The 15,088-nt window shown below is 58.4% G+C and carries 18 protein-coding genes and 2 pseudogenes; 17 read left to right on the top strand and 3 right to left on the bottom strand.

The window, feature by feature from the left end; translation table 11 throughout:
* The first annotated feature begins 243 nt into the window (after positions 1 to 243).
* The 3 genes from C8024_RS02570 to C8024_RS02580 are packed head-to-tail and all read left to right on the top strand — an operon-like array spanning position 244 to position 1,745.
* Positions 244 to 876 carry a glutathione S-transferase family protein gene (locus tag C8024_RS02570; protein WP_173202836.1) on the top strand — a complete coding sequence of 211 codons (633 nt, stop codon included), beginning with the start codon at positions 244 to 246 and terminating at the stop codon, positions 874 to 876.
* Positions 877 to 879: 3 nt separating this feature from the next.
* Positions 880 to 1,179 carry a hypothetical protein gene (locus C8024_RS02575; RefSeq protein ID WP_173202837.1) on the top strand — a complete coding sequence of 100 codons (300 nt, stop codon included), beginning with the start codon at positions 880 to 882 and terminating at the stop codon, positions 1,177 to 1,179.
* A gap of 26 nt (positions 1,180 to 1,205) precedes the next feature.
* Complete coding sequence (locus tag C8024_RS02580; protein ID WP_173202838.1) at positions 1,206 to 1,745, top strand: DMT family transporter; 540 nt, start codon at positions 1,206 to 1,208, stop codon at positions 1,743 to 1,745.
* On the opposite strand, the gene C8024_RS02585 is transcribed toward C8024_RS02580, so the two are convergent.
* Positions 1,742 to 2,257 (bottom strand): sterol desaturase family protein, encoded by a 516-nt coding sequence (locus C8024_RS02585; protein WP_173202839.1) that lies wholly within the window; start codon positions 2,255 to 2,257, stop codon positions 1,742 to 1,744. The two genes, C8024_RS02580 and C8024_RS02585, sit on opposite strands and share 4 nt — an antisense overlap.
* On the bottom strand, positions 2,254 to 3,066 hold the full coding sequence (locus tag C8024_RS02590) for a hypothetical protein (protein ID WP_173202840.1): 813 nt from the start codon (positions 3,064 to 3,066) through the stop codon (positions 2,254 to 2,256). Before C8024_RS02590 ends, C8024_RS02585 begins: the two co-directional genes overlap by 4 nt.
* A gap of 102 nt (positions 3,067 to 3,168) precedes the next feature.
* On the opposite strand from C8024_RS02590, the gene leuC reads away from it, so the two are divergent.
* From leuC to C8024_RS02655, 14 genes and pseudogenes are all read left to right on the top strand, one after another.
* Positions 3,169 to 4,599 (top strand): 3-isopropylmalate dehydratase large subunit, encoded by a 1,431-nt coding sequence (leuC, locus tag C8024_RS02595; protein WP_173202841.1) that lies wholly within the window; start codon positions 3,169 to 3,171, stop codon positions 4,597 to 4,599.
* 9 nt (positions 4,600 to 4,608) lie between these two features.
* On the top strand, positions 4,609 to 4,857 hold the full coding sequence (locus C8024_RS02600; protein ID WP_173202842.1) for a hypothetical protein: 249 nt from the start codon (positions 4,609 to 4,611) through the stop codon (positions 4,855 to 4,857).
* A pseudogene (leuD, locus tag C8024_RS02605) lies at positions 4,858 to 5,449 on the top strand (3-isopropylmalate dehydratase small subunit).
* Positions 5,450 to 5,480: 31 nt separating this feature from the next.
* Positions 5,481 to 6,482 (top strand): NADPH:quinone oxidoreductase family protein, encoded by a 1,002-nt coding sequence (locus tag C8024_RS02610; RefSeq protein WP_173202843.1) that lies wholly within the window; start codon positions 5,481 to 5,483, stop codon positions 6,480 to 6,482.
* Between the two features lie 69 nt (positions 6,483 to 6,551).
* Positions 6,552 to 6,878, top strand: a complete 327-nt coding sequence (locus tag C8024_RS02615; protein ID WP_100093988.1) for a DUF1476 domain-containing protein — start codon at positions 6,552 to 6,554, stop codon at positions 6,876 to 6,878.
* 4 nt (positions 6,879 to 6,882) lie between these two features.
* On the top strand, positions 6,883 to 7,116 hold the full coding sequence (locus C8024_RS02620) for a BolA/IbaG family iron-sulfur metabolism protein (protein ID WP_100093989.1): 234 nt from the start codon (positions 6,883 to 6,885) through the stop codon (positions 7,114 to 7,116).
* Positions 7,117 to 7,126: 10 nt separating this feature from the next.
* Positions 7,127 to 7,459, top strand: a complete 333-nt coding sequence (gene grxD / locus C8024_RS02625) for a Grx4 family monothiol glutaredoxin (RefSeq protein ID WP_100093990.1) — start codon at positions 7,127 to 7,129, stop codon at positions 7,457 to 7,459.
* Between the two features lie 438 nt (positions 7,460 to 7,897).
* A pseudogene (locus tag C8024_RS02630) lies at positions 7,898 to 8,259 on the top strand (BlaI/MecI/CopY family transcriptional regulator); the annotation flags it as partial.
* A 21-nt stretch (positions 8,260 to 8,280) separates the two neighbouring features.
* A complete protein-coding gene (locus C8024_RS20775) occupies positions 8,281 to 10,155 on the top strand; it encodes a M56 family metallopeptidase (protein WP_367947109.1) in 1,875 nt (624 codons plus the stop codon).
* A gap of 99 nt (positions 10,156 to 10,254) precedes the next feature.
* A complete protein-coding gene (locus tag C8024_RS02635; protein WP_173202844.1) occupies positions 10,255 to 11,127 on the top strand; it encodes an MBL fold metallo-hydrolase in 873 nt (290 codons plus the stop codon).
* On the top strand, positions 11,124 to 11,840 hold the full coding sequence (locus C8024_RS02640; RefSeq protein ID WP_173202845.1) for a DUF4230 domain-containing protein: 717 nt from the start codon (positions 11,124 to 11,126) through the stop codon (positions 11,838 to 11,840). Before C8024_RS02635 ends, C8024_RS02640 begins: the two co-directional genes overlap by 4 nt.
* Positions 11,837 to 12,916 carry a galactose oxidase gene (locus C8024_RS02645; RefSeq protein WP_173202846.1) on the top strand — a complete coding sequence of 360 codons (1,080 nt, stop codon included), beginning with the start codon at positions 11,837 to 11,839 and terminating at the stop codon, positions 12,914 to 12,916. The genes C8024_RS02640 and C8024_RS02645 overlap by 4 nt, the downstream gene beginning before the upstream one ends.
* Positions 12,917 to 13,049: 133 nt before the next feature.
* A complete protein-coding gene (gene nadA, locus C8024_RS02650; RefSeq protein WP_173202847.1) occupies positions 13,050 to 14,063 on the top strand; it encodes a quinolinate synthase NadA in 1,014 nt (337 codons plus the stop codon).
* A gap of 25 nt (positions 14,064 to 14,088) precedes the next feature.
* Complete coding sequence (locus C8024_RS02655; RefSeq protein ID WP_173202848.1) at positions 14,089 to 14,439, top strand: SMI1/KNR4 family protein; 351 nt, start codon at positions 14,089 to 14,091, stop codon at positions 14,437 to 14,439.
* A 301-nt stretch (positions 14,440 to 14,740) separates the two neighbouring features.
* Here the strand turns inward: C8024_RS02655 and C8024_RS22760 are convergent.
* On the bottom strand, positions 14,741 to 15,088 hold a 348-nt coding region (locus C8024_RS22760), incomplete at its 5' end, for a GIY-YIG nuclease family protein (RefSeq protein ID WP_367947108.1).

Consider the following 15,088-nt stretch of genomic DNA (forward strand, 5'->3'; position numbering starts at 1 on the left):
CCCTGCCTGCGCAGGGGCACAGCTTGCCGGGCAATGATGTGCTCCGGCGTAGGCCGGAGTCCAGACGATTGCGCAGGAACATTCTGGGCCCTGCCCTTCGGCAGGGAACAGGGATGGCCGGCTATGAGGTGCGGAGCACAAGGCACCGTTCGTGCTGAGCCTGTCGAAGCACGATGAGCACTAGCAATTTGTCCGTCGACAAGCCGCGGACGAACGGTATAGGTGGCGGCAAAGGAGAACCCCATGATCAAGCTGCACCATCTCGAAACCTCGCGCTCGTCGCGCATTATCTGGCTCTGCGAAGAGGGCGGGATCGATTATGAGATGGTCCGCTATGCGCGCGATCCCAAAACGCGGCGCTCGCCGGCGGCGCTCGCTGACGTGCACCGGCTCGCCAAGGCGCCGACGGTGGAAGTCGACGGCCATGTGATGGTCGAATCGGGCGCGATCCTCGAATATCTGGTCGAGCGGCACAGCGACGGCGCGCTCGGCGTGGCGGTCGACCATCCGGAACGGGCGAAATATCTCGAGTGGCTGCATTTCGCCGAAGGCACGATGGGCATGAGCTTCATCATCACCGGCATCGCACCGATGCTGGGCGGACTGCCGGAACCGTGGAGCGGGTTCCTGAACTCGGAGGTCGGCAAGCTGCTCGACCATCTGGAAATCGAGCTGGAGGGCAAGGATTTCCTCGTCGCCGACAAGTTCACCGGCGCGGACATCAATCTGCATTATATGCTCGAAGGACGCGCCGCGATGGGGCAGCTCGAAAGCCGTCCCAATTGCAAACGCTATTTCGAAGCGCTGGTCGCGCGGCCGGGCTATCAGAAGACGGTGGAGCTGGGTGGTCCGGTGTTGATGGCGCGGCCTAGCTGACCGATGGCAAAATTTGAGGGCAGGCTTGCCACAGCCTGTCTGCTGGCCCTCACCCTTACCGCTTTTGCCGGCAATTCCCTGCTGGCGCGCGCGGCTCTGGCAGACGGACAGATTGACTGGGCCGGCTATACCATCGTCCGGTTGCTCGCCGGCGGGCTTGTGCTGTCGCTGCTGATCGGAATGCGCAAGGGGCGGTCGGTCCTGCCCCAAGGCCAAGATGCGTCGGTGCCCTGTCCCTGTTCGTCTATGCCGCGGCCTTTTCCTGGGCCTATATCGGGCTGGATGCGGGGCTGGGCGCGCTGATCCTGTTTCCGGCCGGGCAGATTACCATGCAGCTCATCGGCCTGACGCGGCAAATCGTGCCGTCGAGAGGACAATTGGCCGGGGCGGCTATTGCCCTCGCCGGTCTTGTCTATCTGATGATGCCGGGCGTAACCGCCCCGCCGCTGCTCAGCACATTGGCGATGATCAGCGCCGGGATGGCATGGGGTGTTTCGACCTGGGCCGGCAAGGCGGTTGGCGATCCCTCGCTGACCACGGCCCGCTATTTCGTCGGCGCCAGCCTGCTGACCTTGCTGCTGATCCCCTTGGTCGACTGGTCAATGTTCAGCTGGACGGGCGTCATCATGGCGGTCGTTTCGGGCGGCGTGACGTCCGCTCTGGGCTACGTCCTCTGGTATAATATGCTGGCCCGGATATCGATCACCAGCGCAGCCGTGTCGCAATTGTCGGTTCCGGCCATTGCCGCTATCGGCGGCGTGCTATTGCTGGGCGAAATATTGACAACCCGGCTGCTGATCGGAGGGCTGATAATCTTTGCCGGTATCGGACTGACCAGCTGGGCTTCGATCAGAGCCAGCCGAAACTAGCCGACCGCATCCCGCACAACCGCTATTCCGGCTTCGCGCTGCTCCCGCAACTCGGCTTTCAGCTTCGCTGGATCGCGGGCGAACACAAAGCCGAAGCTGACCCCGCCTTCCTTGCCGATCGTCGCATGGTGCAGCTTGTGCGCCTGCACCAGTCTTTTGGCATAGCCGCGCTTGGGCACATATTTGAAATAGCGCTGATGCACTAGGCCGTCGTGCACCAGCGTGTAGATGATCCCGTAGAATAATATGCCGAGACCGATCCATGTGCCCGGCTCCCAGGCATTTGCGCCCAGAACAAGCGGGCTGCCGACGGCGAACATCGAAATGCTCATCACCGCGCCGGCAATGCCGTACAGGTCGTTTTTCTCCAGCGCCTTGTCATGCGGCTCGTGATGGTCGCGGTGCCAGCCCCAGCCGAAGCCGTGCATGATATATTTATGGCTCGCCCAGGCGATACATTCCATCGCTACAACCGACGCGAGGATGGTAGCGAGGATCGCAAACAGGCTCATTGTTTCTGATCCATTTTCCGCACGCGTGGCCGGCCCTCGCTAACATCGGCCACCCACTGAAATTTGTTCTGGGTGGTGATCACATAGATCGGCATCCTGGCCGCAAAGGCAGAGAAGATATGAATCTCTGTTGGAACCGGATCGAGCACATGGGACACGGCAATGGCAACCGCTTCCTGACCCGGCTCGCCCGCGACTGGCAAAGCGAAGCAACTGGTCATGAATTGGCGTTGGTCGATTACTTTGCCATTTTCGACGGCAAAGCGATAATGTCCTCCCAGCGGAATGTTGAAATGGCTGGTCTGCGGCGTCAGCAAATAGACCAATATGGGGTCGCCTGCTTTCGCGGGAGGCAGGGTAACCAGATTAAAAGGGGATTTGCTGCACCTCTCCAGAGCCGATGCATCAATTGCTCTGCTCGCATCTATCAGTTCAATCTGTTTCGCACTCAATTCAGCCTCTTTACCGGCCAAAATCCTGCGATCGCTAACCTTGCCATCGCCCCAGACCGCCGAATATACGCCCTGCAAACGGTCACCTTCGGGTTTCCAGAAGGTCACTAGCAGGCCGGTCTCCACGTTTGTGACGACCCATCCGCGGATTCCGCTGCCGTCCAGATCCTCGATATCTTCCCGCATGGCGTCGGTCGTGTGCCAGGCGGCCTGATCGTAGCGATACAGATCGAAGCCGCGGTCCAGGGCCAGCTGCAGCGCCTGATCTTCGGTGCTGGATCCGGCGTTCGCCTGCGCCAGGATTGAGGTGCCGGACAGGGCCAGCAGGGCGATAAGGAGGGAGCGAATGATAATCATCTGGCGAAGATAGGCCTATTTGAATAGCAATTGAAGCCACTTCTGACTTGCACGGCCAATTGATCTGACTAAACGAAACACCATATTGGAAGTCAGGAGCTTATGACCGAACCGAAGACCCTCTACGAGAAAATCTGGGACGCCCATGTTGTCGACCAGCGTGCCGACGGCACGGCGCTGATCTATATCGACCGGCATCTGGTACATGAAGTAACCAGCCCGCAGGCCTTTGAAGGGCTGCGCAAAGCGGGCCGCAAGGTGCGGCGGCCGGATCTGACGCTGGCGGTGCCCGATCATAATCTGCCGACCACGGCGCGGCTCGATGCGCAGGGCAAGAAAATCCCGATCGCCGACCTGCAAAGCGCGGCCCAGCTGGAAGCGCTGGAGGCCAATGCGCCGGCCTTCGGTATCAAATATATCGGCGCCAGCGATATCAACCAGGGTATTGTCCACGTGATTGGTCCGGAGCAGGGCTTTACCCTGCCGGGTACGACCATGGTTTGCGGCGACAGCCATACTGCCGCGCATGGCGCACTGGGCGCGCTGGCCTTCGGCATCGGCACGAGCGAGGTCGAGCATGTGCTGGCGACGCAAACGTTGCAGCTGACCCGCTCGAAATCGATGGAAATCCGGGTCGAGGGCCTGCTTGGCCCAGGCATCAGCCCGAAGGACCTTATCCTCCATATCATCGGCGTGATCGGCACGGCGGGCGGCACCGGCCATGTCATCGAATATCGCGGTGAAGTGTTCGAACAGATGTCGATTGAGGGCCGTCTGACCGTCTCCAACATGTCGATCGAGGGCGGCGCGCGCGCGGGCCTGATTGCGCCGGATGAAAAGACATTTGCCTATCTGAAAGGCCGTCCGATGGCACCCAAGGGCGCGGACTGGGATGCGGCCGTGGCCTATTGGAAGACGCTGCCGACCGACGAAGGCGCGAAATTCGACAAGAGCGTCACGATCAACGCCGCCGATGTGTCGCCGACCGTGACTTGGGGAACCAGTCCGGAGGATGTTGTCCCGGTGAACGGAATCGTACCGTCGCCGGAAAGCTTTGCCGACCCGTCAAAACAGGACGCCGCGCGCAAATCGCTGGATTATATGGGGCTCGAAGCCGGGCAGGCGTTGCGCGATGTGGCGGTGGAAAATATCTTCATCGGCAGTTGCACCAACAGCCGGATCGAGGATCTGCGGGCTGCCGCCGCGATACTGGAAGGCCGCAAGAAGGCCGGCAATGTGAAATGGGCGATCGTTGTACCGGGTTCGGGCCTTGTGAAGGCCCAGGCCGAAGCCGAAGGGCTCGACCGGATTTTCACCGAGGCCGGTTTTGAATGGCGCGAGCCGGGCTGTTCGGCCTGTCTTGGCATGAACCCGGACAAGGTGCCAGCAGGCGAACGCTGTGCATCCACTTCCAATCGCAATTTTGTTGGCCGGCAGGGCCCGGGTGCTAGAACGCATCTGATGTCACCGGCCATGGCTGCGGCTGCGGCAGTAACCGGTAAGCTCACCGACGTGCGCGAACTGACGAAATGAGAGGTTGAAATGAGCGACGACAATAAAAAAGATGAGCCGTCCGTGAAGGATCAGGCTTCCACCGACAATGAGGCGGGTAAATGGTCCACCGGCGCCAAGGTCGGGGCAGCGATCGGCTCGGCAGCTGTGGCCGCGGCGCTGATTTATGCGGGCCGGCATCAGATGAAAAAGCATGATGATTTCAAGGCGGTGAAGGGCAAGCCACTGCCGAAATATGAAAATGAACCGGATTATGACGATGATGGCGAGGAAGAGTAGATGAAACCCGTCAATCGAGTTGAAGGCCGCGCCATTCCCTTCGGTCAGAAAAATGTCGATACCGATGTCATTATCTCTGCCGAATGGCTGAAGACGATTTCCCGGGAAGGGCTCGGCAAGGGCGCGTTCGAGTCGATCCGGGCAAAGGAAGGCAATGTTTTGATGATCCTGAATATGCCGGTGCCTCGATCCTGATCGCGGGCGACAATTTCGGCTGCGGCTCGAGCCGCGAACATGCGGCCTGGGCGCTCGACGACATGGGCATCAAGGCGGTGATCGCGCCGAGCTTTTCCGATATTTTGCGGGCAATGCCTTCAAGAATGGCCTGCTGGCCATCGCCTTGCCGCAAGACGCGATCAACCGGCTTATGGAAGTCGCCAAGACCGATCCGGTCACCATCGACATGGAAAGCATGAGCGTGACTACACCGTTCCAGGACCGTTTCCCGTTCGAGATGGACCCGTTTCGGCACCAGTGCCTGGTCGAAGGGCTGGACGAAATTGACCTGACAATGGCGAAATCGGATGCCATAGAACGGCACGAGAAAAACAGCGATTCTGCAAAGCCTTGGCTGATACCGGCCACGGCATAGAATCCAGAAAAATTCCAGGGAAGGGAATGATATGAAGGCTTTGATGTCAACCAAAGTGGGCGGACCAGATACACTCGAGATGCTGGACGTCGCCGATCCGGTCGCCGGCAAGGGGCAGGTGCTGATCGATGTCAAAGCCTGTTCGATCAACTATCCCGACGTTTTGATCATCCAGGACATGTACCAGTTCAAACCGCCGCGGCCATTTGCTCCGGGCGGAGAAGTGTCCGGCGTCATCGCAGCTGTCGGCGAAGGCGTTGAAGATCTGAAGGTCGGTGACCGTGTTGCCTCGACCACGGGCCATGGCGGCCTGGTCGAAAAGGTTGCTGTCGACCAGAACAGCGTCTTCAAGATTCCTGACAGTGTTGGCTTCGAAGATGCGTCCGCGCTGCTGCTGACCTATGGCACGTCGATCCATGCGCTGGTCGATCGTGGCCATATCAGCGAGGGTGATACATTGCTGGTGCTCGGTGCTTCGGGCGGTGTCGGTATCGCTGCCGTCGAACTGGGCAAGGCTTTTGGCGCGCGCGTCGTCGCGGCGGTGTCCTCCGAGGAAAAGGCGGCTTTTGCCAAAGAAGCCGGCGCTGACGAGACCGTGATCTACGAGCGGGCTCCTTTCGACAAGGACCAGTCGAAGGCGCTGGCGGCGCAATTCAAGGCTGCCGTCGGTCCGAATGGCGCTGATGTCATCTATGATGCGGTAGGCGGCGACTATAGCGAGCCTGCGGTACGCTCGATCGCCTGGGAAGGCCGCTTTCTGGTGGTCGGTTTTCCGGCCGGTATCGCAAAACTGCCGCTCAATCTGACCCTGCTCAAGTCCTGCGATGTCTGTGGTGTCTTCTGGGGCGCTTATGCGATGCGCGATCCCAAGGGCAACCGCGCCCATATCGACCGGTTGTTCAAGCTTTGGGAACAAGGCAAGATCCAGCCCCGCGTGTCGGAGGTTTTCGCCTTTGAAGACGCTGGCCAGGCCATCCAGAAAATGGCGGATCGCGGCGCTATCGGTAAATTGGTGGTCAAGGTCGCCGACTGATTGGCCGCACGCTCTTGCAGGAAGCATCGGTAATGCCTATTTTATGACAATATTGATCAAGGGAAAGCCATGACAGACTTTAACGATCGTGAACGCGCGTTTGAAACCAAATTCGCGCGTGATGAAGAAATGGAATTCAGGGTAACTGCGCGGCGTAATCGTCTGCTGGGCCAATGGGCTGCCGAGAAAATGGCGCTGACACCCGAAGAGACCGCTGCCTATGCGAAAGAGGTCGTTGCGGCCGATTTTGAAGAAGCGGGTGACGAGGACGTCATTCGCAAGCTGCTCGGCGATCTGACTTCAGCTGGTGTCGACATTGATGAATCGGCTATCCGTACCGCTCTGACCGAAAAGATGGTTGAAGCTCGGCGTCAGTTTATCGAAGAAGCCAGCTAGCCATATGCCCATGGCAAGCGCAGATATCGAGGCGATGATATTGGCAGCCTTTCCGGACGCTTCGGTTGAAATTACCGATCTGGCCGGGGATGGCGACCATTATGCCGCCAAAGTGACCTCTGCTGCGTTTGCGGGGATGAACCGCGTTAAACAGCATCAGGCGGTTTACGCGGCACTGAAGGGAAAGATGGGCGGTGAACTGCACGCGTTGCAACTCACCACCGCGGTTCCCGACTAGGAGAATATTTATGACCGATGTAAACGAAAAGATCAAAACCGTGGTGAACAGCAATGATGTGGTGCTGTTCATGAAGGGAACCCCATTGTTTCCGCAATGCGGGTTTTCGAGCCGCGCGGTTGCCATTCTCGAGCATCTCGGGGTCGGCTTCGAGTCCTTCGATGTGCTGCAGGACATGGAGGTCCGCCAGGGGATCAAGGATTATTCCGACTGGCCCACGATCCCGCAGCTTTATGTCAAAGGCGAGTTTGTCGGCGGCAGCGATATCATGATGGAAATGTATGAAGCCGGCGAGCTGGGCGAATTGATGGCCGAGAAGAAGGTTGCTCCCGCCGCGGCCTGATCTCCGTCCCGCCCGGGATTGCTGACAAATAAAAAACGGCTCGGTCTAGGAGGACCGGGCCGTTTTTATTTGGGGTAAGTTTCGTCGAAACTTGTAATGAGAGGGGTCAACGAAGACCAGTAAGTCGACCCCCTCATTTACACCTCCTGCAAGGAGGATTTGGGTGTGAAGTGTTAAAGACATGATATTCGTAGCACCGCTCGTGCCACTTTTGAAATATCACGATATATCAGCTATATGGATGGTTTAACCGCTGTTAACGGTTGTAAAATTGTAAGATATTCCGACAGCGAGCCCGATCCCCGTCCGCACCGCTTTTCGACAAACGGCCGATGGTCGTCCACGAACGACATCGCTTTCCGGATTGATTGTTTACATCCGTAGTCATTGAAACTACAGATGTAGTCACTGACGATTCTCAAGGGAGGGACCAATATCGTGACCGAGCGCATTAGCGATGCAGAGCACGCCGTCATGGAAGTCCTGTGGAAACGTGCGCCGATGACCGCAACGGAAGTGGCTGAACAGGTTATCCCCGCGAAGGACTGGTCGCTCCAGACAGTCAAGACCCTCTTGTCCCGCCTGGCTGCGAAAGCCGTGGTCGGCACCGAGCGCGACGGGCGTCGGTTTCTCTATTCTCCGCTGGTGGAACGGGATGACTATCTCACCGGCGTATCACGAAATTTGTGGACCGGCTTTTCGGGGGAAAAGTCACGCCATTGGTTGCGCATCTGGCCGAGGCCGATGAACTGAGCGCCGATGATATCCGCGAAATCGAGGAGCTTTTGAGGGAGTTGAAAAATGAGCGGCGAATTGAACCAGTGGATCTGGGATACCATGTTCTCGATGACCTTGCTGATGGCGCTCGTATTGATCGTCCGCAAGCCGGTCAGCCATTTTTCGGAGCGCGCATTGCTTATCTTCTGTGGATATTGCCGCTGGCCCGTCTGTTCATGCCGACGCTGACGCTGGAGGCACCCGCTGTCACCGAACCGGTTGCCCCATTTGTACCGACGGCGCTGGGATCGGAAATGGTCGCCAGCGTGCCCGCCCAAGCGACCGCGCTCAGCGCGCTGGCATCGCTCGACTGGATGATGATCGGCATCATCATCTGGCTCGGCGGAGCCGGTCTTCTGTTCATCAGCAAACTGGCCGCCTATCTTCAATTTAGGGAGGATATCGTGTCGGACGGAAGGCTGATCGGTCGGCACGAGAATATCAAAATTCTCGAAACCGCAGCGATCAGTGGACCACTGGCTTTCGGCCTGATTGAAAAATATATTGCGGTTCCCACCAATTTCTTCCGCGACTATGCGCCGCGCGAGCGGGAGCTGGCGCTGGAACATGAGATCGCACACCACGAATCAGGCGATCTGGCCGCCAATTTCGTCGGGCTGACGATTCTGTCGCTGCACTGGTTCAACCCGGTCGCCTGGTTTGCCTGGATCGCTTTCCGGCAGGATCAGGAAACCGCATGCGACGCGCGCATCCTGGCGAAGAGCGGTCGCGAAGTCCGGGCTGTTTACGGCCGTACGATCGCAAAGTCTGCTTCCGGTCATCGTCTGGGTCTCGCCAGTCCGCTGAACCAGAAGGACAAGATCAAAGGGCGTCTCAAGATGCTCGGACGATCCGAAAAATCCTCGCTGCGCCGGAAACTGGGCGCTGGACTGGTGGCGGTCGGTACGGTGGTAACCTTGCCGTTGACCGCGACGGTCACCTATGCAGAGTCGGTAGAGGCGGTAGAGCCGCTGGATCTTCCGGAACCTCTGACACCCGCAATTCCCGCTGCGCCGCTCGCGCCGACGGCACCGGAAGCGCCTGCGGCTCCTCTCGCTCCTGCAGCGGATAGCGAGACGGTCAACATCACGATGCTCAATGGGCGCAAAGCTGCCGACCTGTCGAAGGACTATGTGCACAAGATCAAGCATAATGGCAGAACCGTCATCCTGCGTACCGACAAGAAACTGAGCGAAAAAGAAGTGCGCCAGATGGTTGTCGAAGCCGAAAAATCACGGCTGAAGGCAGAGAAGTCTTTGCTCCAGGCAGAACAGTCGCGGACCACGGCTCAGGAATGGCGCATCAAGGCAGATGAATCACGCCGGAAAGCGGAGCAATCCCGGCTTCAGGCAGACGTGTCCCGGGCCAAGGCCGCGGAATGGCGGATCAAAGCCGACAAGGCGCGGCGGGAAGCTGACATCAAGCGGGATCTGGCTGCGGCCGAAAGAGAGATGAAGCAGGAGCTTCGGGAAGCCGAGCAGGAAATGCGCGAAGCCCTGAACGAAGCCGCAGTGGAGCGGAGCGAAGCGATGAAAGAGGCTCGCCGGGCCCAGCAGGAGGCACTGCAGGAGGTGACGCCCGGCGCCCGCCTCACATCGATATTCTACACCAAGGGAAGCACGCGATCTTCCGCCACTGATGTCAAGGTCAAGGGCCCCGATTGCATCGCCATGAACAAGCAGATTGCCATGGGCGGAGCTAATGGACTGGCGACGCAGGCCTGGGCCGTGGTGGCGGGGTGCGGCGGCTTTGAGGTCAAGGTCGACAAGGCCGCGATTCTCGATGCCGCGCTGCAGGGGCTGAAAAAAGAACGGGCCGAGGTCGTGAACTGCAAGGATGACAAGGTCCAGCGCGCCAGGAAGATCGAGGAAATCGACCGCAGCATCAAACAGGTGAAGGCCCAGATGGCGATGATTTAAGCCGGGGAAACCGTTTATAACGGGGCACAAGGGCGGTTCGTTTCACGGGCCGCCCTTTTTCGTGGTTGTTTTATGGCCCGGATATGCCACATCAGAGCCATGGACTTTGACCCTTCAAAATATCCCACCGGCCTGTGCGAGCAGATGGAACCGCTGGTCGCCCGCGTGCTGGCCGGCAATCCCAGCCCCTATACCTATACGGGGACCCAGACCTATATTGTCGGCAACAAGTCCGATCGGGCGGTCATCGATCCCGGCCCTGCCATTGACGGGCATATAGACGCGATATTGGCTGCCGTTGGCGATGCTCGGATCACGGCGATCATGTGCACCCACACCCACCGCGATCACAGCCCTGCCGCCGCGCCGCTTTCAGCCCGTACCGGTGCGCCGATCATTGGTTGCGCGCCGCTGGTGCTGGCAGATGATGGCCCGCGCGCCGACGAGAGTTTCGACAAGGATTATAAGCCCGACCAGGTGCTCGCTGATGGCGAGACGGTGTCCGGAGACGGCTGGACCATCGAGGCGGTGGCGACACCTGGACATACCTCCAATCATCTCTGCCTCGCGGTGCAGGAATCCGGCGCGATGTTTACCGGCGACCATGTCATGGCCTGGTCTACCAGCGTCATCGTGCCGCCCGATGGCGACATGGCCGACTATATGGCGAGCCTGCAGAAGCTTTATGAGCGCGAGGACAAGGTCTATTATCCTGCCCATGGCAAGAAAGTGACCAATCCGCGCCAACTGGTCCGCGGTATGATGGGGCATCGCAAACAGCGCGAGCGACAGATACTGAAACTGCTGGAAGAAGGTCCCGCCGCGATCAGGGATATGGTTCCGCGCATGTACAAGGGGCTGGACCCGCGGCTCAACGGCGCGGCCGGGCAATCGGTGCGGGCGCATCTGATCGACCTCCAGAACAAGGGCCGTGTGGTGGAAACGGGTGACGTCTGGGCGATGGCCGGATGACGGTTGAAACATCACGCCGTTTCTGGGTTCCGGTTGCTGTCACCGGCGTGATATTCATCATATTGGGCGCTCTTGCCTGGCTGCTTTTTGCCCGCGTGGAAAACAGCATCGCGCCCGACCCGGTGTCGATCGCCAATGCCAGCCTGACCAATATGCAGGAGCAGAACCGGCTGACGGTCTTTTCCGCCAGCTATAATGCCACCGTCACCACGACGCTGACCAGGCTTGGCCTCTCGGCCCGCAAGACCCTGATCGTGCCCGGGGCGGTGCGCTACGAACTGGATTTGGCCAAGCTTGGCGCCGATGATGTCCGTTGGGATGCCCGCGACAACACGCTCTATGTCGAGATCCCGGCGATCGAAATCGCCCGGCCCGAGGTCCATATCGAACAAATCCAGACCTATGATGACGGCGGCATATTGATGGCGTTGACCGATGCGGAAGAGGTCCTCGACCAGGCGAACCGAAAGAAGGGCGTCGACGAACTGGCCAAGCAGGCCCAAAATCCGGTTCAGGTGCGGCTTGCCCGGGAAGCCGCGCGCCGGGCGGTGCGGCACAATTTCGCGGTGCCGTTGCAGGCTGCTGGTGTGGAAGCCAAGATTGACGCCTTCTTCCCTTATGAACGCAGCCGCTACAAGGAACGGTGGGACTATTCGCGGCCGATCAGGGAGGTGCTGGCGGAGCAGCAGAAGAAGAGGGAAGAGGCGCAATGAGATTACCGATCATGACTGCGACAGCGATGCTGCTGGCCGGACTGGTCTTGCCGGGCTGCGAACGGACTCCGCAGCCGGAACCGCTCTCGGAAACCGCTGGTTTTGCCCTGCCGGAGCCGATCTCCAATAATGCGGTGGCCGTTGCCGACGGACCCGAAGGTCCGACATTGTATAGTTTCAATGGCCTGAAAGCCGGCAAGAGGTGGAAGGACACAAGCAATGCTGCTTATGCCTGCGTGATCGCGTCGGAGTCTTGCAAGACGATTGCTTCGGTGCCGGTGCCGGAAGGGCGACTGGCCAGCGCCGCGGTGACCGTGGCTGGAAAAATCTATATTTTCGGCGGCTATACCGTCGCTCCCAATGGTGACGAGATCTCCACCCCGGAGGTATTTGCTTTCGATCCCGCAACCGGGCGTTACGAACAAAAGGCCGATATGCCCACCCCGGTCGATGATACGCTTGCCGTGCCCTATCAGAACCGGTTTATCTATCTTATTTCGGGTTGGCACAACGAAGGCAATGTCAGCGTCGTGCAGATGTTCGATACGCAGACTGGTGCATGGACCGAGGCGACACCCTTTCCCGGCACGCCGGTCTTCGGCCATAGCGGCGGTATTGCGGGCGACAGCATCATTGTCAGCGACGGGGTCGCTTCGGTTTTTGCCGATGGCAAACGCAAATTTGTGTCGGCGAAGCTGACCTGGCGCGGCGATGTCGACCCGAAAAACCCGACGCAGATTACGTGGCGCGGCGTCGATGCCCATCCCGGTTCAGCGAAATACCGGATGGCGGCGATTGGCGACGAGGCCGGGCAGCGGATCATTTTTGCCGGCGGTGGCGACAATCCCTATAATTATGACGGCATCGGCTATGACGGCGTGCCGGCCAAGCCATCCGGAGGCTTTTTTGCTTATGATCTGAAAAGCGACCGATGGATGGAACTGGGGCGCCTCGCCGAACCGAGCATGGACCATCGCGCGCTCGCGAAGGCTGGCGGGGACTATTATATCTTGGGCGGCATGGATGCGGAGCAGAAGGTCACCGACCGGATTGTCAAATTCCGTATCAGCAATTGATTTCCTTTGGACGGCGACTTGCCCTAAACTAGTCGGGAATCAGAAACTCCGTTCGCCCTGAGCCTGTCGAAGGGCGGCAAGAGCATGTTTCGACAAGCTCGACTGGAACGGAACAGGAAATAGGAAGAGTATAATGGACGCACGTGGTGGAATTGGCGGCAGCTTGGCCGGGGTCGATATTGTCGAGGAGATCAACAAGCTGCGCAAGGAGCGCAACGCGATCATCCTCGCCCATTATTACCAGAAGCCGGAAATCCAGGATATTGCCGATTTTGTCGGTGACTCGCTCGAGTTGTCCAAAATGGCAGCGGAAACCGATGCCGACGTGATTGCCTTCTGTGGCGTGAAATTCATGGCCGAAACCGCGAAAATCCTGTCGCCGGAGAAGATTGTCGTGCTGCCGGACATGGACGCTGGCTGTTCACTGGAAGACAGCTGCCCTCCTGACAAATTCAAGGCTTTCCGCGACGAGCATCCCGATCATATCGCGCTGACCTATATCAACTGCTCGGCCGAGGTGAAGGCGCTCAGCGACATCATCGTCACCAGTTCATCGGCGGAACATATTCTCTCGCAGATCCCGCTCGACCAGAAGATCATATTTGGCCCGGACAAGCATCTCGGCGGCTATATCGCCAAGAAAACCGGCCGCGATATGCTGCTCTGGCCTGGTGTCTGCATCGTCCACGAAGCGTTCAGCGAGACCGAATTGCTCAAGCTGCAGGCCCAGCATCCGGATGCGCCGGTGGCCGCGCATCCCGAATGCCCCGCCTATATTCTCGATCACGCCGACATGGTCGGCTCGACCAGCGCGATCCTGAAATATGCGAAGTCATTCGACGGCGACACGATTATCATCGCCACCGAACCGCATATCATCCACCAGATGGAAAAAGCGGTACCGGAAAAGAATTTCATCGGTGCGCCCGGCGCGGACGGCAACTGCAATTGCAATATCTGCCCCTATATGGCGCTCAACACGATGGAGAAACTCTATGTGGCTCTGCGTGACCTCGAACCACGCATCGAGATGGACGAGGAACTGCGCCTGCAGGCCCGCAAGTCGATCGACCGGATGATGGAAATGGCGAGCGCAACGGTCGGGCAGGGGGACCTGGGGCCGACTGATCTGGCGCATGAGGGGTGAAAGCTCCGTCCGACAGATATGTTGGGTGGAAAAACTCCAATTGCGTTGGTCAGCGTCTGACCAGAGGCAATATAGTGGGGCACACAAAACTTCGGTCAAACTTCTTGAGAATAAATATTCGATCACATTGCCCAAGGATTTTAGAGAATATTTGCTTAAAACTGTGCCGGCCAGCGGTACAGATTTGATGGATGACGATTATTTCGATTGGTGGCCTATTGATCGGATTAAAAATATTCCGGACGAGTATGAGCATAGTATCGGTAATCCTGAAATTGCGAATTCGGGGTCAAAATATTTGTTCTTTGCAGATTATCTGATCTGGTGTTGGGCATGGGCGATTTGTTGTGATGATGGCCCCAACTATGGAAAATAGCTGTGATTGGGGGCAAAAGAGGTTCGTTGCTGATAGTTTCGAGGAGTTTGTCGAAATGTTGCTCACCGATGCTGAAGCTTTGAGCTGATTTAAATTTTGACAAGGCGCGCACGCTAGATTCCCGCCTGCGCGGGAATGACACGGTTGGTCGCGACTAAACCTCATTGTCATCCCCGCGAAGGCGGGGATCCAGTCGGCGCTCTCTGCCGATCCTATCATCCGTTGAGCGTGTCAAAAAGATCATTCCAGTCCGGATTGCACTCCTCGATCAGCCGCAATTTCCAGCCACGGTTCCATTTCTTCAGCGCCTTTTCGCGGGCAATCGCATCGCGGACATCAGCGAACGGTTCGATATGGACCAGTCTGGTGACGCAATATTTTTCGTAAATTCTGCACCCTTGCCGTTCCGGTGGGCGAAGATGCGGGCAGCGAGATTGCTGGTAACGCCGACGTAGAGGGTTCCGTTTCTTTTGCTGGCGAGAATATAGACATGATATGTGCGGGGCATGGCCTGTTCTACCTGGATTCCCGCCTTCGCGGGAATGACAAAGTGGTGGAACGGATTGTCACTTTCGGACAATCGTTGTCCCTTCTCCCGTGAGGGAGAAGGATACGAAGCCTTATCCGCAGGATTAGGCGCAGTTGGATG

Origin of the sequence: Sphingopyxis sp. BSNA05 (assembly GCF_013265645.1) — a bacterium.
In the GTDB taxonomy this organism is placed as follows: Bacteria; Pseudomonadota; Alphaproteobacteria; order Sphingomonadales; family Sphingomonadaceae; genus Parasphingorhabdus.